Here is a 19,377-nt window from a genome sequence, read left to right on the forward strand (position 1 = left end):
AAAAGTTCAATCACCTTATTCCTTTCCAATATGTCATTAGGTCAGCCCTTTGAAAAACCTTTTACATTTGATAGAGCTATTCGTTTGTTGATAAGTGTTCTGGCAATAGGTGCCAGCTTGTACTTTCTTTATATACTCAGGAATGTTTTATTACCTTTTTTTATCGCATGGTTGCTGGCATATATGTTAAATCCACTGGTGCGTTTTTATCAGAGGAAATTGAGACTGGCTCATTCTTTAGCGGTAATTCTTACACTATTGTCTGTGGCAGGGGCATTAACGCTTTTAGGCTTTATTCTGGTTCCGCTCATCGAAAACGAAATATGGCAGATAAATAATCTGATAGCCACTTACGATCTTAGTTCGATCAGCAAAAACGGTGTTCCGGTCAGTGTATCGGATCTTATCGCCCAGTATGTTGACTACAAGGAAATACAGGAAGCGTTGACAAAGGAAAATCTGGTCGAAATATTTAAATTCCTGGGGCCGGCAGTAGAGTCCCTTTTCTCCAATACGGTTTCTTTCCTTCTGGGACTTACTGTAGTGTTTATTGTGATGCTTTATCTGATTTTCATCCTTCTCGATTATGATAAGATAAACGAGCTATGGCGCTACCTCATTCCTCCTAAATACCGTGAAGTAGTAGGCCGTATAACACTGGATGTGGAGACTAATATGAACCGTTATTTCCGTCACCAGGCATTTATTTGCTGCATTCTGGCGGTTCTATATGCCGCAGGGTTTCAGATAATAGGGTTGCCGATGGCTATTATATTCGGTATTATTGTGGGACTTGTGCATATGATACCGTATTTGCAGGTAATAACATTCCCTCCGGCAATTCTTCTGTGTTGGCTGCATGCTTCGCAGACTGACGATAGTTTTTGGGTGATGATAGGGCTTGTCGCTCTGATTTATGTCATTGTACAATGTATAATGGATTTGTTCCTTGTTCCCCGTATAATGGGTAAGGCTATGGGGCTCAACCCAGCCATTATATTGTTATCCCTATCGGTGTGGGGCTCGCTTCTTGGTGTCGTGGGAATGATTATCGCAATACCACTAACCACCCTGCTTCTGTCTTATTATAAGGAATTTATAGTGTCTGCCGAAAGGATACATGCAATGGGTAGCGCTCAGCAGGAATTTCATTTTGATGATGACAAGCCTTGATTTTAAGCTAAATTTTAGTACCTTTGGGCTTCGAATTGAATAGAAAATATAAACTTAGGATAATGCAATTAATAGCAAAACTGATTCAGGTATTGCCTGTGCAGACAGGTATGGGTAAAAACGGAGAATGGCGTAAACAAAGCATCATTTTGGAAACAGATGGAATGTATCCAAAAAAAGTTTGTGTTACCATTTGGGGAGATAAAATAAATGTAGCGGCCTTGCAAGAAGGGACTATGCTAGATGTACAGTTCGATGCGGAAAGCCGTGAATACAACGGAAACTGGTATACCGACCTGCGCGCATGGAAAGTAGATCCTGCGGGAATGGGAGAACAGGTTCCACCTGCGGCATATGGCGCGCAGAATCAACAACAGGCACCGGCAGCACCTCCTGTAGACTTTACAAGTGGTGACGATGCTGACGACCTGCCTTTTTAATGTAATATTGAGTCAGAGTAACTCTATCGAAATAAATTTTTATTAATCGATGCCAAAACAGAAAAGACAAAAACTCTTTTCCTTTTGGCATCGATTGGTTAAGACCTTAATACAATACCTTGATATGAAAAGAGTAAGCATGATTGCAGCTCTGTTGTTCTGCATCATTGTCAGCACACAAGCACAGGTTAAATATTCTTTCATCAGCATGAAAGAAAAATATACACTCAACCTTCCTCAGTTTGACATGTCTATACCTTTACCGGCCAAAGCCGGTTTCAGGACACCGCAGATTTCCGACAAAAAAGTAATGTTTGAGATAGATACTGAAACTGTCTATTGCTTCGATCTTGATAAGATAGGGGAAGAAGAAGGGGCGGGGCTTTTTTCTTTTTCGGTTCCCGACTGTAATGAATATTATCTTTATATGGAGATAAGCCGGTTGCCCATTGCCAGTTTCTATAAGAAGAAAAGGGAACTTGCCCTGCAATCGGGTATAAAGCAGCTACCCGCTTTGAAAACAAAGCTGAATAAAGAAACCTATTCAATTTCCGAAAATAGTATAGATTATCATTATATTCATCATGAAGATTTTTTGTTTTCGTTTTATATGAAGACAGAAGCTCCCGAAAAGATAAAAAAACAGTATCAGAATATTATCAGGAACATACAATCGAAAGATCTGAGAAATCAACTGCGGAAATACGAGGATAGAATAAAATATGGTTATTTCGATAAAAAGAAAGATACATACGATCCCGAACTATATAAATTCTTGGTTTGGGAAGGTGTGAGGGAAAAGCAAAGCACTTATACATGGGATGTCTTCGATATACAGGCAACCATTCCTGCCGGTTGGAACTACCGAGTCAATGGCAGACAGATGCGGGAGTCGGGCGACGAGTCTGGTATCCGTATTGTAATGGATAGCCTCGATTTATACGATAACCCGATGATGATGACATGGTTTAGATCTGATTCGCTCACATTTACTATCCGTAGCTATACCAAAGCATCGAATGTGAATATGGAAGATATGATAAAGCATATGGCCTCGATGGTAAGCTATTCTGTGCAAAAGACAATAAACATTGATGGCATAGCTATGCCTGTAACGCTATATGGGACAGAGGAAATGGCCACTATCGATACCTATTACGAAGCAAATGGGATTACTCACTGGTTGTCGTTCGGTGGAGTAACAGCGCAAACGATGCCTTTGGCAGACAGGATATTATCGTCAATAAAGATTGACCAGCCGCAACTTAAAGACAGAGCCTCGGGGAATGTCTGTAATACATTGGGCGGATGCTTCGGGATGAAAAAAGCTAAACCTGTTCAGTTAGACGTTCCATTGGAAATCCCATATATAGATGAGAGTAAGACAATGCTATGTATGCTACCCAATGTGAAAATGAAACTTCGTATATTAGGCCCTGATAACCAATGGTATTGTTCGGTAGGAAGTGATCGTGTGGAAATGAAAGACGGAGTGGTGGAAGCCGTGCCTGTAAATAATAGCGACAAAAGGTTGACTATTTATTCTATGAGCCCCGAAGGTGTCTACTACAATATATCTAAGTTACAGGATTCGCCAATGGACAGGAAAACATATACCGAGAATTTCAAGCGAGGATTCAGTTCATACAAAATGATTACCGTATTGCATGCAAGCGTAACCTCTGTTAACGGCAAACCATGGAGTATCTGTATATACAAACAGAACGATCAATATATGGGGATGTTTGTCGCCGCTAATTCGGAATATGAAATGCATATTGCCGCTACAGGCACAAGCTATGAAGAGATCGTGGGGAAAGCAGGATATATCCGTCTGGTTGAATTTTCTGATAGTGTTCTGCCCTAAAAATGAGGGCTTAAATGTTTGTATATCAAAAAATAAATTTTATCTTTGCACCTCGTTTAAATAAATTATAAATAATAACGTATGTATTTAGATTCAGCTAAAAAGCAAGAACTCTTCGCAAAGTACGGAAAGTCTAACACTGATACTGGCTCGCCTGAAGCTCAGATAGCATTGTTTTCATACCGTATTTCGCATTTAACTGAGCACCTCAAGTTAAATAAGAAGGACTATAACACAGAAAGATCATTGAGACGCCTTGTAGGTAAACGTCGTCGTTTACTCGATTACCTGATTGCAAATGATATCGAAAGATATCGCGCGATCATCAAAGAACTGGGCTTAAGAAAGTAATCTTTCGTGCGGAAAATTTATTAAGAGATTGTTTCTTTATTAGAGACAATCTCTTTTTCTTTGTATACATTTTAAAGTTAGAAAATTGCTATGGAGAAGCTGACCATTATAAAAGTAGGAGGAAAGATAGTTGAAGAGGAACAGTCCTTGCATCAACTATTATCCGGCTTTTCGAAAATCGAGGGATATAAACTTCTTGTGCACGGAGGCGGGCGTTCGGCTACAAAACTGGCCGAAAGGTTAGGTATTGAAAGCCATATGGTGAATGGCCGCCGGATAACAGACAAGGCCACACTGGAAGTAGTTACTATGGTATATGGAGGATTAGTCAATAAAAATATAGTAGCGGGCTTGCAGGCTTTAGGCGTAAATGCTTTAGGCCTTACAGGTACCGACCTGAATATTATCCGTTCGGAAAAGCGTCCTGTGAAAGATATTGATTATGGCTTTGTCGGAGATGTGAAAGAAGTGAATGGAGAAATGCTATCGAATCTTATCTCATTGGGTATTGTCCCTGTTCTGGCGCCATTGACACATGACAAGCAAGGCAACATATTAAATACAAACGCCGATACTATCGCAGGAGAAACGGCAAAAGGTTTGGCTCAGAAATTTGACGTGGAGCTAGTCTACTGTTTCGAGAAAAAGGGAGTTTTGATGGACGAAAACGATGATGATAGTGTAATTCCTGTTTTGAGAAAAGCTGATTTTGAAAAACTGATTGCGGAGAAAGTTATTCAGGGAGGCATGATTCCTAAACTGGAAAATGCTTTTGAAGCTTTAGATGCAGGTGTAAAAAAAGTAATCATTACCGAGGCTTCGCAAATAGGAAAAGAAACAGGAACAACTGTAATGATATGATTGTAAAAAGAAGAAGGTATCCCGATTGACACCTTCTTTTAAATGATATTTTATCCTGTTACTTTCTTTGCATCCAACCGTTTTACTATGCGCCCGTAAATAATTAATGCTACTGCCGATACAAAACCAATGGCAAAAAATACATACCATAAATAATGGGCATTGGCTGTTGCCGCGGCGTAATCGGCGGCAAAGTTTGTTGAATTGGCAAACCTTTCGGATGTAGGATCAGGACAGAACTTTTCCAATAAGAATCCTGCGACTATAAAACTCACTAAAGATGATACAAATGAGTGCAGGTGGCTAAATCCTAAATAAAGACCTTCTTCTCCTTTGGGCGACTGTAAGGAAAAATATTCGAGAAACCGAGGAGAAATGAAACATTCGGCTAAAGCCTGGAATGCGATACCTATGATCAAAGTGAGAGTGACAGGGTGTATGGTAAACCATCCGAAAACAGATATAAGTTCTCCTCCCATCATATTGCCGAACGACATTATCAGAGCTGAAAAAGGTATAATAAACATTCCGACCATAATGGATGAAAGCGCTGTACGCTTTTTCATAATGGTGGTAACAAGGTTTACCAGCAGGAATACAACAAAAGGATTCACATTGGCAATCCATCCGGGAGAAGCATCTGCTCCAACCATCCTGATGACATATTTTGGCATAGATGCGTACATCTGTTGCTGTACAATCCAGAATCCGCTGGTAATGAGGATGAGTGCTACAAGACGGCCGTTTTGGCATACCTTTATCAATGCTTTCCATATATCGGAAAAACTCTTACCCTGTCCTGCCGTTTGTGTGGATTTATACATGAAATAAACTACAACTAGTGCGATCAGTGTCATTGACGCAGAAAAGTAATTCAGATAGACGAGACCCTGGTCCCCGATACTTTTACGTAATGGGTCTACTACGGTTTTACCTGTAAAGGCACCAATATTGACCATCATATAGAAAATAGCAAATCCTCTGGCTCTTGTATCTGCGGTTGTTTCTTTTGCTACGGTTCCTGAAATAACGGATTTTATGAAAGCCCCTCCAACAACAATAAATAATAATATAGGTACAATAGTCCACTGTTGTGCGCTTTCCCTCAATCCTGTGAAACTGGTAAGCTGGTCGAAGTTTCCGACTCCGATCGATACAAAGAAAGACCTGAATGTTTCGATGATCCAGCTGGAATTGTTTGCGTTTTCTCCTAATCCTACAGCATTCCCTGCTCCATAGGTAACAAGGCCTGCACTTTCTAGGAATGTAGGTACGAGCCCTAAAGCAAAATACCCTACGGTGAGTAAGGCAAAGGCGGTCATGATAGCATTACGGAAACCTATTTTATCGGAATATGCTCCCAGAAATGTAGGAAGAAAGTATAGTAATGCTGAAAATGTACCGGCAATGATTCCAGCTTCAACGTCGCTGAATCCCCAGATGTTGGATAGATATAAAGTTAACGAAATAAAAACAGCATAGTACGCCAATCGCTCTAATAGTTCTACGGTATTAGCGACCCAAAAAGCTCTTGAAAATTTAGTCATTAGGTAGTAATAGAATTGTTAAAATTTAGACGAATTGATACAAAAATAGTAAAATATTCCAAATAGAGAAGCTTTTTAACTATCGCTATGCTACTATTTCACCTTTTTTAATTCTATACAGAAAGTTGTTCCGACATCTATTTCAGATGATTTTACATAGATTTTTCCTCTATGGTACGATTCTATTATTCTTTTCGCTAGAGATAGTCCAAGTCCCCAGCCCCGTTCTTTTGTGGTGAATCCGGGATTGAAGATCGTTTTGAATTTAGATTTTGGTATTCCTTTTCCGGTGTCTTTGATGTCAAGAACAATATTTTTATCCGTTTCGGAGAGGATATAGGTAATCCTGCCTTGTCCTCCCATTGCATCCACCGCATTTTTTGTAAGGTTTTCTATTACCCAGCTTAATAGGGATTCGCTGACTTCGGCATAGAGTGGGGCGGATTGGAAGTGAGTTTCAAATATAACCTTTTTTGAAATCCTTTTTTCCAGGTATATAATTGTCCGTTGAATAAGTTCTTCTATATTCTCTTTTTTAAGGGCAGGGGCAGAACCTATTTTGGAAAACCGGTCGGTAATCATTTGCAGACGGTCTATGTCCTTTTCCATATCAGAAACTATCCCCTGATCAGCGTCTTTCAGTTTCAGGTATTCGATCCATGCCAGGAGGGAGGAGATAGGCGTGCCCAACTGATGGGCTGTTTCTTTTGACAGTCCTACCCATAATCTGTCCTGTTCCATGCGCATGGTCGTGAAAAGGGCAAAAAAGGCTGTAACCATAAAAATTAGTAATACCCCTATCTGTATATAGGGATATAATTGCAAGTGCTTTAGTGTATATGAATCGTCGTAATAAATATACTGATCGAAGTCTTCTACTTCTATAATGATAGGCTTGTGACTCTTCTCGAATTTCTTTGCTTTTTCCTTTAAATAATCCTGTTCATTGACCGCCGGGAGATCGATATTGGCTGAAGTGTAGTAATTTTCTTTTTTGTCGTATAAAATAACGGGAATCGTGGTATTGCTGTTTAAGACCTGTACAACAAGATTCATATTCGGGTTTTCCATATCACTGGCAACCTCTTTTGTAGCCTCAGCCCAGATCTCCATTTTATTGCGTTCTTCTTTCGACAGGTCTTTCACCAGGTAGTGAGATACAATAAGCGAACCGAAAGCTATTATTATAGCTATCGCAATAAAGAGATATCGCAAGAGAACCTTATTGTTTTCAACTATTTTCATATAAAATAAGTGAAAGAGTGTACTTCATGCTATATTTTAACGTTATAGTAACCTGTTGTTGTATACAGATAGACAACAAAAAGGTCTGCGGCCTTAAAGATAGTTGTTTTATCTGAGTAGAGGAGTTTTCTAAAAGTTTTTCAGTTCCCGGTAAAGCCGCTGTATAGGCAATCCCATTATATTGAAATAAGAGCCGGATATATATTCCACGGCGATATAGCCAATCCATTCCTGCACACCGTATGCTCCGGCCTTATCCAGAGGTTTGTATTTTGATACATAATATTGTATTTCATCTTCTTCCAGATTGGCAAAGCGGACTTCCGACGATACGGCAAATATCTTTTGTTTCTTTTTAGTAGTAATGCAAACGCCTGTGATTACTTTGTGCGTTTTTCCGGACAGGTCACGGAGCATTTGCTTAGCATTTTCTTCATCTATGGGTTTACCATAAACCTTTCCATCAAGTAAAACAATGGTATCAGCTGTGATCAGCAGAGTATTATCCTGCATATAAGAGGTATAAGCATCCGCTTTCTCTTTTGCGATATAGGTAGCTATGTCATCTCCCTGCAAATCATTGGGATATGATTCATCAATATCAGGTAATGTTTTTATCTCGTAATTAATATCCAGTCCGGATAGTAGTTCTTTCCTGCGGGGCGAATTAGAAGCGAGGATAACATGGTATTGAGACAGGTCGAGTATCATAAAGTATTTTTATAACGTTGTTCGAGATCCAGTAATTGTTTCTTAACTTCCAGTCCGTAAGCATATCCGCCCGGTTTGCCGCCTTCATTTACTACACGGTGACATGGGACTACGATAGCGAGATTGTTCTTCCCGTTGGCTGAGCCTACAGCCCTGCATGCTTTTTCGGAGCTTACGGCTATGGCTTCCGCCTTGTAGGACACAGTTTCTCCGTAAGGGATAGAAGACAGGTAATCCCAGGCTTTTTGTTGAAATTGCGTTCCTGATTGTTTCAGCGGAAGATCAAAATTCTTTCTCTTTCCTGTGAAGTACTCATTCAGTTGAGATATTGCTTTATTTAAAACCGGATTTGTTTCAGGCTCTTTTTCCGGTATTTTGTCTGCGATTCTTACAGAAGAGATGTAACCGTCATTCTCCTCTATTTCGATAACTCCTACGGGTGATTGTAAAAAAGCCTTCATTTTTCTTTTTGGGTTTGTTTTCTCCTTTATACCAGCTCCAGTTTATCATCTGACGCAGCCTTTTTAGAAAACGTTTCGATGGTTTGTCCTGGAGGTAGGACTCTATATGGCGTTTTTTCTTTTCTTCGAGTATTTCATCCACGTTGATCAGTATGCCTGTTTCCTCCACATTGCCGAAAGTGTCGTTAACTGCCGTGCCGAATACTTTCATTTGGGGGGATAGGCTCATGTATGCATTTACTAATGGTGGAATATTAAGCCCAAGTCTGCGCACTGATGTGTTTAGTATCTTATAATCGTATTTGAATGTTTCCCCGTCAAACATCCGTTTCAGTTTCCGTTCGTTGGTTTCTATGTGCAAGGCCTGTTTTGGCCATACCAGCCTGTCGGGATCGGGAAAGTATTTGTTCAGGAAATACAGGATCATATCCCGGGCATTGGTGTTGTATGTGTCGTACATCGTTACCTTGCCAAAGAAGTATTTCATTGACGGGTCGGCAACCGATAATGCACCCAATCCGTCCCATAGATTATCCAGGGCAAAGATCCCTTTCGATCCAGCCAAAGTAGACTGATATTCGAGCGTAACGAAAGAGCGCCCTAATTCGAAAGTGTATGGCAGGTACTCCTTGATAAACTTTTTAGAAAAATGGAATAAATGAGAAGTCGCGAGTACAGGCTCGTCATTCTTATCGAAGACAATATCGGGGCCGCATATAAACCGGTAACCTCCGATAATTTCTTCAGCATCGGGATTCCATACGATCAGTTGTTTGTACGGATTGTCCATCGTATCGTATTCGTCGATGTCTATGGCCTTTCCTGTGCCACCTCCATAATAGCGGAATGCGATCTCACGCAGGCGCCCTATTTCGCGCATCACATTGGGTGAATTGTGATGTGTGATTATATAGATCTCGTTATTCGCCTTATTGGTTTTTCTCAGGAATTTGTCCCTTGTCAATTCGGCTTTCAGCAAATCTTTATTTATTGGTGAGATGATTGTTTCCATCTATTGTTTGTTTATTTTCGCCAGAGAGTAAGATTTTTCTTTTACATATTCTGCCCATTGCCGGGTAGTTCTTGTGTTGTCGAACATGGTGTATGGAATTGGTTCGCCGACGGTGATAAAAAACGTTTCGCCTTTGTTCTTAAACATTTCATCAGGCAAAAAGATTAATTCTATATTAAATTTTATGCCTAAACGTTTCCTTATGTTTGCAAATCTATAAAAGAAATTCGAATTTTTCCCTTCAAAGTGAACCGGAACTATATCTCTTTTCGATTCGATAGCTTTTTGTATGAAATTTTTCTGCCAGGGCAGATCTATTATTTTGCCTTTTTCTTTACGGGAGCATAAGCCTGCAGGGAAAGTTATAATTTGATCATCAGAATTATACGCATCGTTGATAGTCGCCGTACTTTCTTTCGATTGCTTGCCGTATTTGTTTACAGGGAGGAATATTGGTTGCAGGTTCTTGATGAAGTAAAGAACATCGTTTACCACATACTTTATTTTTTTATCAAACTTTTCACCGATAACAGCTGATAAACAGATCCCGTCCAATCCCCCAAGCGGGTGATTCGATGCAAAAATATACCTTCCATTGGCCGGTATATTTTCCAGTCCTTTAACATCCAGCTTCAGACCGAAATAGCCTACGACAGCTTCCATAAAGTCCACACCATATTTATTTGCATATATGGTGAGTATTTCATTGAGCTCGTTCAAATGGATCTTGCGTTTCAGATAATTTATAATAAAACGAGGTGTTTTGTTATAAATTCCCGGAGCCTTTTCCTGTAATACTTTATCCAGATCGAGTATCTGAGGTTCGTAATTCATTCAAATATTCCTTTCAGCTTACAAAAGTAATGGATTTTATCTTATTATATACTTTTAAAAAACTATAAATAGTTATCGATGTTAATATTTGATAGATCTTAGCTATTATATTTGTGAAGTTATTACTAATAGTGAGGAGTATTAAATTACATAGAATTATGAAAAATAAGATATTAGCCATTTTTTTATTGATGACGGGATTTGCTATATCAGGCTCATCTGTATATGCCAAAGATGGAGGAAAAGAGAAACCGTTGATAGTTATTCTTTCGTCATCCAATTATAAAGCAGAAACAGCTAAGGGGCTTGTCTTTGTTGACTTTTGGGCTGCCTGGTGCGGACCTTGCCGTCGTATAGCGCCCGTTCTGGAAGAGCTGGCAGGAGAGTATAAAGATTCGGTGAAAATAGGAAAACTGAATGTGGATAACTATAAGAAGTTTGCTATAGAGCAGGGAGTGGAGGCTTTGCCTACAATTGTTGTTTATAAAGATGGGAAAGAGGTAGAGCGGGTTGTCGGTTTGGTGAAAAAAGAAAATTTTGTAGAACTTATAGAAAAATATTCGTGGAAGAAATAATTATTTGATCCAGTCGAAGCGGAGATAAGGTATTACTGTCTTTGCCACTTCAGATATAAGGGGATAAGTGTAGGATTGGCTGCGCACATCCTCTTTTATTATTTTCTTATCCTGATCGAATTCTACAATAAGATTCAGTAATATACTTGTCAGTATAATCCATTTGGCTGCACAGAATACGGCTCCTGCCAGTCTGTTCAGTGTATTCATCGCCAGGGCATCCATAAATGATTCGATCATTTTTCCTGCGAGAAATAGTATAACGATAATGGCTATAAAAGCAATGATGTAAGATAAGGGGCCTATGATATGAGGAGAGGCGTCTGTCAGTTTGATGAGTTCGGGAGCGATGAGTTCCGAAAGCTTTCCGGCAAAGATAGCGCCTAATATAAGGCCTGCGAGTGTGGCTACCTGCATGACCAATCCCGAGAAAAATCCTTTTATAAGGGTTATCAGTATTAATACGATAACGACTATATCAAACCAGTTCATTGTGTCCATAAACAACAAAAGTAAGAATTAAAATTAATTCCTACTCTTTGTCGTATGCTTAAAAACGTTGTTCGTTCTTAGTTTTTAGGGTATTCGTCAGAAACTGATAGTTTACTTCTGCCTTTGGCCCTGCGTGAAGCTAATACTCTGCGTCCGTTTGCAGTAGCCATTCTTGAGCGAAAACCATGTTTGTTTTTGCGCTTTCTGTTTGATGGTTGAAAAGTTCTTTTCATCGCTATATATATTTTCTGTTATTATTTCGTTTCAGATTCGGGTTGCAAAAATAGGATGTTTATTTAAAATAAACAAGTTATTAACATTTTATTTTCTCAAAAACAATGAAACTGTAGGCATATTTATGCTTCTCATCTGACGGATGGTCTTCTCTGTTTACTTTTCTCCATGTAGTAGAATCCACGGCGGGGAAGAAAGTGTCGGCTCCCTCAAATTTGTGATGGATACGTGTCAGATATAATTTATCCGCAAAATTGATAGCTTCTTTATAAATTGTGCCTCCTCCGATGAAAAATATCTCAGGTTCATTCTTACATAATTTTATAGCTTCCTCGATGGATGAAACCATCTCGCAATTTTCGAAATGAAGATCCCTGTTTCCGGTAATCACTATATTTCTCCTGTTTGGCAAGGCCCCTTTAGGTAAGGATTCAAATGTTTTGCGCCCCATTATCACAGGGTGTCCTTGTGTGACGGATTTGAAATATTTCAGGTCGTTTGGCAGATGTACTAATAGGTTGCCGTTAATGCCTATTGCATTGCTTTCGTCTGTTGCTACTATAACGGATATTGTTGTATTATTAGTCATTATTTATAATCTTGTTTAACGCTGGCTTTAATATACTGCTTACCTGAGAACTCCAGTGAAGCTTTAGTGTGTCAATATTATCGTAGACATTTATTTCTCTTTCCTTCGCAGTGATTTCATTCAGTATGTTCGCCATTATTTGTGGATCATGCATATCGGTCAATATACCACAGCCATCAGCGATAACATTGCTTGCAGCTCCTACAGGAGTAGATATAATATAATTCTTAAAAAATTTGGCTTCATAAAGTACTAATCCTGAGCTTTCTGTCAGAGAAGACAGGATAAATACTTTAGCTTTGTTATAAAACTCCCATAGCTCTTTTTTATCGTATATGGGGCCCATGAATATGATTTTCTCTTTCAAAAGAGGGTTTTCCTTGAAGAATTTATCTATATATGGTTTGAATTCTTCCTTAACCGGGCCTACAAGATAAGCCTTCCAGTCTTTAAAATCGATATTTTTCAGTCCTTGCAGTAAGAGGTCTGTATGTTTCTCATAAGTGCCTAATCGCCCAACTGTGATAAAAATGTTTTCCTTTTCTTCAAAAGATTTAGTTGTTATGCCCAGTTCTTTTATTAAATCATCATCGCAACCGTTTTCGAAGAGTATGGTTTTATCCCTGAAATAGGGATTTAAGTCGTCTTTCAATAATAGATCCAGAGAATCAGAACTTTCGCAACAAAACAGATTTACTCTCTTAAAATAGGCCCGATAGAATATTTTCTTGAATCTTGCTTTTGCTCCCTTATCTTTGAAAAAGGCCGATACTCTTTCTACCATGTAAGTAGGTATATCTAATTTGACAAATGAAATGCCTTTTGGATTGAGCAGCTTATACAATAAGGCTATTCGTCCCGACTTCATAAGTATGTATAGGGACATTAGTATATCTATCTTTTTTGCATTTTTGATTAAATACGCAGCTACTTTCAGAAAATAGATATGCGGACTTTTATTATCGCCATGTTTGATAGGGTGGAGGGTAATACCTCTGTACGTGCCTGGTAAATTTTGATTCGATCCGGTCTGAGGATATACTATAGTTACATTATATCCGCATTCTTTTTGTATATAATAAGGCACAAGAAACACATCCCGTCCTAAATAATCATCATCGAAATGGTTGAGGATTAATGTGAAATTTTTCCTTTTCATTTTTTTACAGGTTTTAATCCTATTTTCTCCGCTTTCTTTAGTAAGTATTCATAAGCTGCGCCATATTCGTTTGGTATTACTCCGTCCATAATGGCGTCTTTGACAGATGATTTCAGTCGGCCGACTTCGGGGCTGGGTACCAGGCCGAATATATCCATTATTTCTTCTCCCGAAATAGGGGGCTGGAAGTTACGGATATGATCTTTCTCTTCAATATCTTTCAGTTTCTGTCTTACTACACCGAAGTTGCGAAGGTATCGTTTTACTTTCTCCGCGTTTTTAGATGTGATGTCGGCCTCACATAGTGTCATCAGATCTTCTATGTCGTTACCCGCTTCGAAGAGCAATCTTCTTACAGCCGAATCGGAAATGTCTTCATCTACCAGTACCTGTGGGCGCATATGCAGGGTAACCATTTTTTGCACATACTTCATTTTTTCATTCAGCGGTAATTTCATCCGGCGAAAGATGCCCGGAATCATTTTCTCCCCGATGAAGTTATGATTGTGGAAAGTCCATCCCAGTTTATTATCCCAGCGTTTGGTAGCCGGTTTGGCAATATCGTGTAATATAGCAGCCCAGCGTAACCAAAGATTATCTGTTTTTTTCGCAATATTGTCTAGTACCGCAAGCGTATGATAGAAATTATCTTTATGGCCTACGCCATCTTTGGTTTCGGCTCCTTTCAGTGCTACCAGTTCGGGAAATATTATCGCTAAAAGTCCTGTCTGGTCTAGTTGCAGGAATCCGAGGGATGGTTTGGGGGATAATACTATCTTGTTCAGTTCATCGACAATGCGCTCTTTTGATATTATCTCTATCCTGTCTTTATTTCGGGTGATGGCGTCGAATGTATCGGGTTCGATATCGAATCCCAGTTGCGAAGAGAACCGGATTGCTCTTAGCATTCTTAAAGGATCGTCGCTGAATGTAATATCCGGATCCAAGGGGGTGCGGATGATGAGATTTTTCATATCCTGAAGTCCGCCAAAAGGATCGAGTAATTCTCCGAAACGGTCTCTGTTCAGACAAACGGCCAGCGCATTGATCGTAAAATCGCGGCGGTTCTGGTCATCTTCCAGTGTTCCGTCTTCGACTATCGGTTTGCGTGAATCCCGCTGGTAGGATTCCTTGCGGGCACCCACAAATTCGACTTCCAGGTCTTTATATTTTATCTGGGCGGTTCCAAAATTTTTAAAAACAGATAATTTAGCCCCTTTACCCAACTTTTGGGTGATGGCTTCGGCTAATTCGATGCCTTTTCCAACAGTGACTATATCAATATCCTTTGATGGGCGATGAAGGAAAATGTCTCTTACGTATCCGCCAATGGCGTAACATTCCAATTGCATTTCGTCGGCTACCTGTGATATTGTCTCAAATATACTTGCCGAGAATTTCTCTTTCAGATCGTTATGTATGTCTTTGGTATACAAAGCTATAATTTTTTGCTTATTGGTGAATTTGGTTTGCAAAGATAGTAATAATGCTTTCATCTTAATAAAATAAGGTAAAACAAACAAAACATTTTTGAATTATATGGGGAATTTAAGAAAACCTTATTATCTTTATTTTGTTAATTGTAAATTAGGGGTTCACATATTTCGTTGATCTGGGTTAAATCCAAATAATTTTATTAATGTTTTTTGTTAAAACAAAATAATTTGTAATTTGGTATCGAATTTGTGAATCAGACCCAGAACAATTCTATAAGGAGAAAATATTATGCTGAACGGTTTTAGAAATACAGTCGTGTTTCTGTTTGTTTTATATCTGTTTTTTGCTTGCGGAAAAAAGGATGAAGGAGCTTCATTACTTCTAAACAAAGCGAGGGAATTGTACCTGAATAAGGAGTATGCGTTGGCAAAACAAGAAATAGACAGCATGCATGTTTTATATCCTAAAGCTTTTGATGAGCGACGTGCCGGGCTGGCCTTGCTGGATACGATAAGGCGTGCCGAAAATCATCAAACGATAACAGAATGTGATTCTCTGATTGTATTGTACTCTCCACAGTTGGAGAAGATGAAATCTCTTTTTTCCTATCAGCGGGATAAAAAATATCAGGAAGAAGGAACATATATTCCTAAAGAAAGTGTGGCAGGTGCTATAACCGGCACGACATTACGTTCAGGTGTGGCAGAAGACGGCACCCTATATCTGGAAAGCGTATTTATCGGACAACAAAAACATAATCAGATAAAAGTATCTACCAAAGACGGATTTTTTACCCAATCGCTATCTGTAACAGATGATGGGTTGAATTATCGTTTTTCCAATATGGGAAAAAATTATGAAGTTATTCGTTTCTCCGGTTCCGATGAGAACGGAATAGCAAAGTTCATTTATTCTAACCAAGATAAAGCTTTAACCCTTACATTGGAAGGTGCAAGCAAATACTCGTACATCCTATCACAAACTATAAAATCTGCGGTTTCAAAATCTTTTCAATTGTCTACTATGATGCTTCAACTGGACAGCCTGAAAAAGGCAAAGGAAGAAGCCGAATTTAAAAACTATTATTTAGAAAACGATAAAGGCAAAGTAAAAGAGGCTAAAGAGACAGCAGACATGTAAAAAAATGTCTTTAGCTTATGGAAAATGAAAAGTCGCCTTTTGATACATTGGACCAAGGTAGAGAGATATTCATTCCGAATGTCTCTGTTGATTGTATTGTCTTAGGGTATCATGACGGAAGTCTGAAAACTTTGTTATGTAAATTCAAGGTGAGTGAAAGCTGGATGCTTCCCGGAGGGTTTGTTGGTAAGGATGAGGATCCGGATGAAGCAATGCTCCGGATATTGAAAGACCGTACCGGGCTTGACAGAGTTTATTTGAAACAATTTTGCTTTTTCGGCAAGAAGACAAGGACTAACCTTGGTGAGCATGAAAAAATATTAAGGGAACTGAAGGTGAGGCCTGAAAATGGAAAATGGTACATGGACAGGTTTATCAGTCTTGGTTACTATTCGTTGATCAGGTACGATAAGGCCCGGGTGACGGTAAGAGAATATGAAGATGTAGACTGGTTCTGTCTGGATGAACTACCTCCTTTATATGGCGACCATAAGGAAATAATCGATACGGCAGTGCAGACTATACGTAAGCAAATAGGCTTTATCCCTATAGGCTATGAACTATTGCCGGAAAAATTCACTATGCCTGAGTTGAGGAACATATACGAATCCTTATTAAACAGGGAACTGGACAGGCGGAATTTCCAGCGAAAAATGTTGTCGATAGGTTATATCACTCCACTGAATGAAACTCGCAGGGCAGGAGCACACAAGTCACCTAATCTGTATAGTTTTATAAAAGACAAATATGAAGAGGCCGAAAAATATGGAGTGCAGATAATGAGTAACAACTTTTAGTCTTTTATTTCCCCTGTTCATTTTTTGAAAACCAGATATACGGCAGCTACCAGAAAGATAAATGCGAGCAAATGGTTCCATTTCAGGGTTTCGGTTTTAAAAGCCAGCGTACTGAATAGCACAAATATTATGAGGGTGATCACTTCCTGAATAATCTTCAACTGCATCAGCGAAAACGGTCCGCCATTACCCTGAAAACCCAGCCGGTTGGCTGGAACCTGAAAACAATATTCGAAAAAGGCGATTCCCCAACTGATGAAGACCACTCCCAAAATAGGTAATGCGGCAAACCATGAGTATTCTTTCAGTTTCAGGTGTCCGTACCAGGCAAATGTCATAAAAATATTGGACACTATAAGTAGTAGTATTGTGTATAAGCCCGCTGTTTTCATATTTTTTGTTTAAATTCGATTATATTTTGCGGCGCAAAAGTAAACCAATTTTTGAGATTTATATCTTCTTTTCGTATAAATTCTTATCTTTGAAACCGTTAATTAGTTATAAGGTTATCCATATGAAACGATTGATTATTTATATACTGTTTTCAGTTACTATATTCCCTTTTGCTTTTTCACAAACCCTGGCCGAAGCCAAAGCTTTGTACCTGAAAGGAGAGTTTGCCAAGGCGCTACCTGTATTCGAAGCCGAATATAAAGCAAAACCCACCGATGCTAACCTGAACCAATGGTACGGGGTCTGCCTGTTCGAAACGGGAGGAGATATGGTTAAAGCCGAGGAGTGTTTGTCGGTTGCTTCGAAAAAGAAAATAAGAGATTCCTTTTATTATCTGGGGCAAATCTACACAAAAGAATTTCGCTTTACAGAGGCAAAGCAAGCTTTCGACACCTTTGAGTCCATGTTGAAGAAGAATGATAATGAATTCAGGGAAAATCTGGAGAATAAGAGAAAAGTCCTGTCGCGCCTGCACCGGGTAGTCTCCAGTACAGAAGACATTCAGATTATCGACAGTGTGGTTGTTGATAAATCCGCTTTTCTGTCTGCTTATAAATTGAGCCATAGTTCGGGACGCATGGAATATTTCAATAAGGTATTCTCTGCGAATAAGCCTGTTTCATCTACTGTCTACTTCAATGAAAAGGAAACCAAGATATACTATGGACAACCCGACAAAAGTAGTGTATACACTCTTTTTTCAATGGAAAAGCTGATTGATGGATATGGTAATGAAAAGCAACTGTCGGCAACAAACTTCGGATTGACAGGAGATGTTAATTATCCGTATGTAATGCCTGATGGGGTAACTATATATTTCGCGGCAAAAGACTATGACTCTTTGGGCGGATACGACCTGTTCGTTTCGCGTTACAATATGAATAACGATACTTATCTGGCACCAGAACGGTTAAATATGCCATTCAATTCGATGTATAACGATTATCTGATGGTTGTGGATGAAGAAAAAGGGGTGGGATGGTTTGCCTCCGACAGGTTTCAGCCTGAAGATAAAGTCTGCGTATATACTTTTATCCCGAATCCGACCGTGAAAATAGTGGAGAGCGATGATGAGAAGTACATGGCCGACAGAGCCCGTATATCCTCAATCAGGAGTTCATGGGGCGAAGGAAAAGACTATTCAGCACTCATTGCATTGGCGCGTACGGCACCTAAAGAACAGGCAAAAGAAGTACGGGACTTTGAATTTGTAATAAATGATGAGTACACATACTACAAGCTTGCGGACTTTAAGAACAAAACAGCTCGTGATACATATTACAGGGTAATTCAAATGAAAGCGGATGAAAGCAGGTTGAAGCGCCAACTGGAAGAAATGCGCAGTACATATAGCAAAGCGGCTGAAGCTACCCGGCGAAACATGACAAATGATATATTGACTGTTGAAAAGCAGCTGGAAAGTATCAGCAAAGAGATGCCTGACCTGGAAATGCTGGCCCGTAATCAGGAAATAGAAAGTAATAAATAGTAGAACTATGTTATATATAGGAAAGGTCTCTGTATACAGGGACCTTTTTTATTTCTTCTTTTTTCATTTGTTTTTGTAATACGCAAGGTTCTTTAACAATTGAGGGGGTATTTCTGTTGCCCTCGTTAAACTAATTTAAAGTGTTAAAATTTGACTCCCGATTGTTTGGAATATTGCCAAACACCCCATATCTTTGTAATGTGTTTTTCATAGTATTAGATTTAAGGTTAACAATGAAGATTGGTTGTCGTGATGACAACCTTTTCTTTTTTATAGTGATTATACAAATATATAATTGGCCATAGTATAGTCATACAATTGTCACCATAGGCTAATATAATACCTTTCTCAGAGCCAACCAACTCTCACATATAGTGATTTTGTAGCTAAGTATGCCGTGGATTTAATTAGAATGATCTTACTATTGAACGGGACATAAGAGAACTTCTAACATCTTAATTATTACAGGTCTTTAGAATATTAAGATAATAGAAAATATATAAAAGGAAT

At 39.0% G+C, this 19,377-nt stretch carries 21 protein-coding genes; 9 read left to right on the forward strand and 12 right to left on the reverse strand.

All coding sequences use genetic code 11. The features are described 5' to 3' along the window. Positions 1-30: 30 nt before the first annotated feature. The 5 genes from GGR21_RS14975 to argB all read left to right on the forward strand — a co-directional run bounded on the left by GGR21_RS14975 (position 31) and on the right by argB (position 4,692). Positions 31-1,173 carry an AI-2E family transporter gene (locus GGR21_RS14975; protein WP_183308038.1) on the forward strand — a complete coding sequence of 381 codons (1,143 nt, stop codon included), beginning with the start codon at positions 31-33 and terminating at the stop codon, positions 1,171-1,173. A gap of 62 nt (positions 1,174-1,235) precedes the next feature. After that, the gene (locus tag GGR21_RS14980; RefSeq protein WP_183308039.1) at positions 1,236-1,613 is read left to right on the forward strand and encodes a DUF3127 domain-containing protein; all 378 of its coding nucleotides are present in this window, start codon (positions 1,236-1,238) and stop codon (positions 1,611-1,613) included. Between the two features lie 124 nt (positions 1,614-1,737). Continuing rightward, the gene (locus GGR21_RS14985; RefSeq protein ID WP_183308040.1) at positions 1,738-3,480 is read left to right on the forward strand and encodes a hypothetical protein; all 1,743 of its coding nucleotides are present in this window, start codon (positions 1,738-1,740) and stop codon (positions 3,478-3,480) included. Between the two features lie 81 nt (positions 3,481-3,561). After that, on the forward strand, positions 3,562-3,831 hold the full coding sequence (gene rpsO / locus GGR21_RS14990) for a 30S ribosomal protein S15 (protein ID WP_183308041.1): 270 nt from the start codon (positions 3,562-3,564) through the stop codon (positions 3,829-3,831). A 90-nt stretch (positions 3,832-3,921) separates the two neighbouring features. Next, on the forward strand, positions 3,922-4,692 hold the full coding sequence (argB, locus tag GGR21_RS14995; RefSeq protein ID WP_183308042.1) for an acetylglutamate kinase: 771 nt from the start codon (positions 3,922-3,924) through the stop codon (positions 4,690-4,692). A 50-nt stretch (positions 4,693-4,742) separates the two neighbouring features. On the opposite strand, the gene GGR21_RS15000 is transcribed toward argB, so the two are convergent. The 6 genes from GGR21_RS15000 to GGR21_RS15025 form a co-directional block, all read right to left on the reverse strand. After that, positions 4,743-6,239 (reverse strand): POT-type proton-dependent oligopeptide transporter, encoded by a 1,497-nt coding sequence (locus tag GGR21_RS15000; protein ID WP_183308043.1) that lies wholly within the window; start codon positions 6,237-6,239, stop codon positions 4,743-4,745. Positions 6,240-6,332: 93 nt separating this feature from the next. Then, complete coding sequence (locus tag GGR21_RS15005; protein ID WP_183308044.1) at positions 6,333-7,484, reverse strand: sensor histidine kinase; 1,152 nt, start codon at positions 7,482-7,484, stop codon at positions 6,333-6,335. 129 nt (positions 7,485-7,613) lie between these two features. Then, positions 7,614-8,195 (reverse strand): Maf-like protein, encoded by a 582-nt coding sequence (locus GGR21_RS15010; protein ID WP_183308045.1) that lies wholly within the window; start codon positions 8,193-8,195, stop codon positions 7,614-7,616. Further along, positions 8,192-8,656, reverse strand: a complete 465-nt coding sequence (locus GGR21_RS15015) for a methylated-DNA--[protein]-cysteine S-methyltransferase (RefSeq protein ID WP_183308046.1) — start codon at positions 8,654-8,656, stop codon at positions 8,192-8,194. Before GGR21_RS15015 ends, GGR21_RS15010 begins: the two co-directional genes overlap by 4 nt. Next, positions 8,604-9,668, reverse strand: a complete 1,065-nt coding sequence (locus tag GGR21_RS15020; RefSeq protein WP_183308047.1) for a GNAT family N-acetyltransferase — start codon at positions 9,666-9,668, stop codon at positions 8,604-8,606. The genes GGR21_RS15015 and GGR21_RS15020 overlap by 53 nt, the downstream gene beginning before the upstream one ends. Then, on the reverse strand, positions 9,669-10,502 hold the full coding sequence (locus GGR21_RS15025) for a 1-acyl-sn-glycerol-3-phosphate acyltransferase (protein WP_183308048.1): 834 nt from the start codon (positions 10,500-10,502) through the stop codon (positions 9,669-9,671). 158 nt (positions 10,503-10,660) lie between these two features. Between GGR21_RS15025 and trxA the strand changes: the two genes are divergently transcribed. Further along, positions 10,661-11,077 carry a thioredoxin gene (gene trxA, locus GGR21_RS15030; RefSeq protein ID WP_183308049.1) on the forward strand — a complete coding sequence of 139 codons (417 nt, stop codon included), beginning with the start codon at positions 10,661-10,663 and terminating at the stop codon, positions 11,075-11,077. On the opposite strand, the gene GGR21_RS15035 is transcribed toward trxA, so the two are convergent. The 5 genes from GGR21_RS15035 to GGR21_RS15055 all read right to left on the reverse strand — a co-directional run bounded on the left by GGR21_RS15035 (position 11,078) and on the right by GGR21_RS15055 (position 15,047). Then, positions 11,078-11,578 (reverse strand): CvpA family protein, encoded by a 501-nt coding sequence (locus GGR21_RS15035; RefSeq protein WP_246348088.1) that lies wholly within the window; start codon positions 11,576-11,578, stop codon positions 11,078-11,080. Between the two features lie 68 nt (positions 11,579-11,646). Then, positions 11,647-11,802 carry a 50S ribosomal protein L34 gene (gene rpmH, locus GGR21_RS15040; RefSeq protein ID WP_183308050.1) on the reverse strand — a complete coding sequence of 52 codons (156 nt, stop codon included), beginning with the start codon at positions 11,800-11,802 and terminating at the stop codon, positions 11,647-11,649. A gap of 80 nt (positions 11,803-11,882) precedes the next feature. Beyond that, positions 11,883-12,392: a dihydrofolate reductase gene (locus GGR21_RS15045; protein WP_183308051.1), complete on the reverse strand. Its 510-nt coding sequence runs from the start codon at positions 12,390-12,392 to the stop codon at positions 11,883-11,885. Beyond that, complete coding sequence (locus GGR21_RS15050; RefSeq protein WP_183308052.1) at positions 12,385-13,551, reverse strand: glycosyltransferase; 1,167 nt, start codon at positions 13,549-13,551, stop codon at positions 12,385-12,387. The genes GGR21_RS15045 and GGR21_RS15050 overlap by 8 nt, the downstream gene beginning before the upstream one ends. After that, positions 13,548-15,047: a CCA tRNA nucleotidyltransferase gene (locus GGR21_RS15055; RefSeq protein WP_183308053.1), complete on the reverse strand. Its 1,500-nt coding sequence runs from the start codon at positions 15,045-15,047 to the stop codon at positions 13,548-13,550. The genes GGR21_RS15050 and GGR21_RS15055 overlap by 4 nt, the downstream gene beginning before the upstream one ends. Before the next feature lie 229 nt (positions 15,048-15,276). On the opposite strand from GGR21_RS15055, the gene GGR21_RS15060 reads away from it, so the two are divergent. Continuing rightward, positions 15,277-16,128, forward strand: coding sequence for a hypothetical protein (locus tag GGR21_RS15060; RefSeq protein WP_183308054.1), 852 nt, complete (start codon positions 15,277-15,279; stop codon positions 16,126-16,128). Between the two features lie 17 nt (positions 16,129-16,145). After that, positions 16,146-16,925 carry an NUDIX hydrolase gene (locus GGR21_RS15065; RefSeq protein ID WP_183308055.1) on the forward strand — a complete coding sequence of 260 codons (780 nt, stop codon included), beginning with the start codon at positions 16,146-16,148 and terminating at the stop codon, positions 16,923-16,925. A 17-nt stretch (positions 16,926-16,942) separates the two neighbouring features. On the opposite strand, the gene GGR21_RS15070 is transcribed toward GGR21_RS15065, so the two are convergent. Further along, a complete protein-coding gene (locus tag GGR21_RS15070; RefSeq protein ID WP_183308056.1) occupies positions 16,943-17,317 on the reverse strand; it encodes a DMT family protein in 375 nt (124 codons plus the stop codon). Positions 17,318-17,439: 122 nt separating this feature from the next. Between GGR21_RS15070 and GGR21_RS15075 the strand changes: the two genes are divergently transcribed. Next, positions 17,440-18,867, forward strand: a complete 1,428-nt coding sequence (locus GGR21_RS15075) for a tetratricopeptide repeat protein (RefSeq protein WP_183308057.1) — start codon at positions 17,440-17,442, stop codon at positions 18,865-18,867. The last annotated feature ends 510 nt before the right edge of the window (positions 18,868-19,377 follow it).

This window comes from Dysgonomonas hofstadii (assembly GCF_014196915.1).
Taxonomy (GTDB): domain Bacteria; phylum Bacteroidota; class Bacteroidia; order Bacteroidales; family Dysgonomonadaceae; genus Dysgonomonas; species Dysgonomonas hofstadii.

What these genes read in the sequence shown, in the direction of transcription:
- GGR21_RS14975 (WP_183308038.1), top strand. Translation starts at nt 31, where the DNA reads ATGTCATTAGGTCAGCCCTTTGAAAAACCTTTTACATTTGATAGAGCT.
- GGR21_RS14980 (WP_183308039.1), top strand. Translation starts at nt 1,236, where the DNA reads ATGCAATTAATAGCAAAACTGATTCAGGTATTGCCTGTGCAGACAGGT.
- GGR21_RS14985 (WP_183308040.1), top strand. Translation starts at nt 1,738, where the DNA reads ATGAAAAGAGTAAGCATGATTGCAGCTCTGTTGTTCTGCATCATTGTC.
- rpsO (WP_183308041.1), top strand. Translation starts at nt 3,562, where the DNA reads ATGTATTTAGATTCAGCTAAAAAGCAAGAACTCTTCGCAAAGTACGGA.
- argB (WP_183308042.1), top strand. Translation starts at nt 3,922, where the DNA reads ATGGAGAAGCTGACCATTATAAAAGTAGGAGGAAAGATAGTTGAAGAG.
- GGR21_RS15000 (WP_183308043.1), bottom strand. Translation starts at nt 6,239, where the DNA reads ATGACTAAATTTTCAAGAGCTTTTTGGGTCGCTAATACCGTAGAACTA.
- GGR21_RS15005 (WP_183308044.1), bottom strand. Translation starts at nt 7,484, where the DNA reads ATGAAAATAGTTGAAAACAATAAGGTTCTCTTGCGATATCTCTTTATT.
- GGR21_RS15010 (WP_183308045.1), bottom strand. Translation starts at nt 8,195, where the DNA reads ATGATACTCGACCTGTCTCAATACCATGTTATCCTCGCTTCTAATTCG.
- GGR21_RS15015 (WP_183308046.1), bottom strand. Translation starts at nt 8,656, where the DNA reads ATGAAGGCTTTTTTACAATCACCCGTAGGAGTTATCGAAATAGAGGAG.
- GGR21_RS15020 (WP_183308047.1), bottom strand. Translation starts at nt 9,668, where the DNA reads ATGGAAACAATCATCTCACCAATAAATAAAGATTTGCTGAAAGCCGAA.
- GGR21_RS15025 (WP_183308048.1), bottom strand. Translation starts at nt 10,502, where the DNA reads ATGAATTACGAACCTCAGATACTCGATCTGGATAAAGTATTACAGGAA.
- trxA (WP_183308049.1), top strand. Translation starts at nt 10,661, where the DNA reads ATGAAAAATAAGATATTAGCCATTTTTTTATTGATGACGGGATTTGCT.
- GGR21_RS15035 (WP_246348088.1), bottom strand. Translation starts at nt 11,578, where the DNA reads ATGGACACAATGAACTGGTTTGATATAGTCGTTATCGTATTAATACTG.
- rpmH (WP_183308050.1), bottom strand. Translation starts at nt 11,802, where the DNA reads ATGAAAAGAACTTTTCAACCATCAAACAGAAAGCGCAAAAACAAACAT.
- GGR21_RS15045 (WP_183308051.1), bottom strand. Translation starts at nt 12,392, where the DNA reads ATGACTAATAATACAACAATATCCGTTATAGTAGCAACAGACGAAAGC.
- GGR21_RS15050 (WP_183308052.1), bottom strand. Translation starts at nt 13,551, where the DNA reads ATGAAAAGGAAAAATTTCACATTAATCCTCAACCATTTCGATGATGAT.
- GGR21_RS15055 (WP_183308053.1), bottom strand. Translation starts at nt 15,047, where the DNA reads ATGAAAGCATTATTACTATCTTTGCAAACCAAATTCACCAATAAGCAA.
- GGR21_RS15060 (WP_183308054.1), top strand. Translation starts at nt 15,277, where the DNA reads ATGCTGAACGGTTTTAGAAATACAGTCGTGTTTCTGTTTGTTTTATAT.
- GGR21_RS15065 (WP_183308055.1), top strand. Translation starts at nt 16,146, where the DNA reads ATGGAAAATGAAAAGTCGCCTTTTGATACATTGGACCAAGGTAGAGAG.
- GGR21_RS15070 (WP_183308056.1), bottom strand. Translation starts at nt 17,317, where the DNA reads ATGAAAACAGCGGGCTTATACACAATACTACTACTTATAGTGTCCAAT.
- GGR21_RS15075 (WP_183308057.1), top strand. Translation starts at nt 17,440, where the DNA reads ATGAAACGATTGATTATTTATATACTGTTTTCAGTTACTATATTCCCT.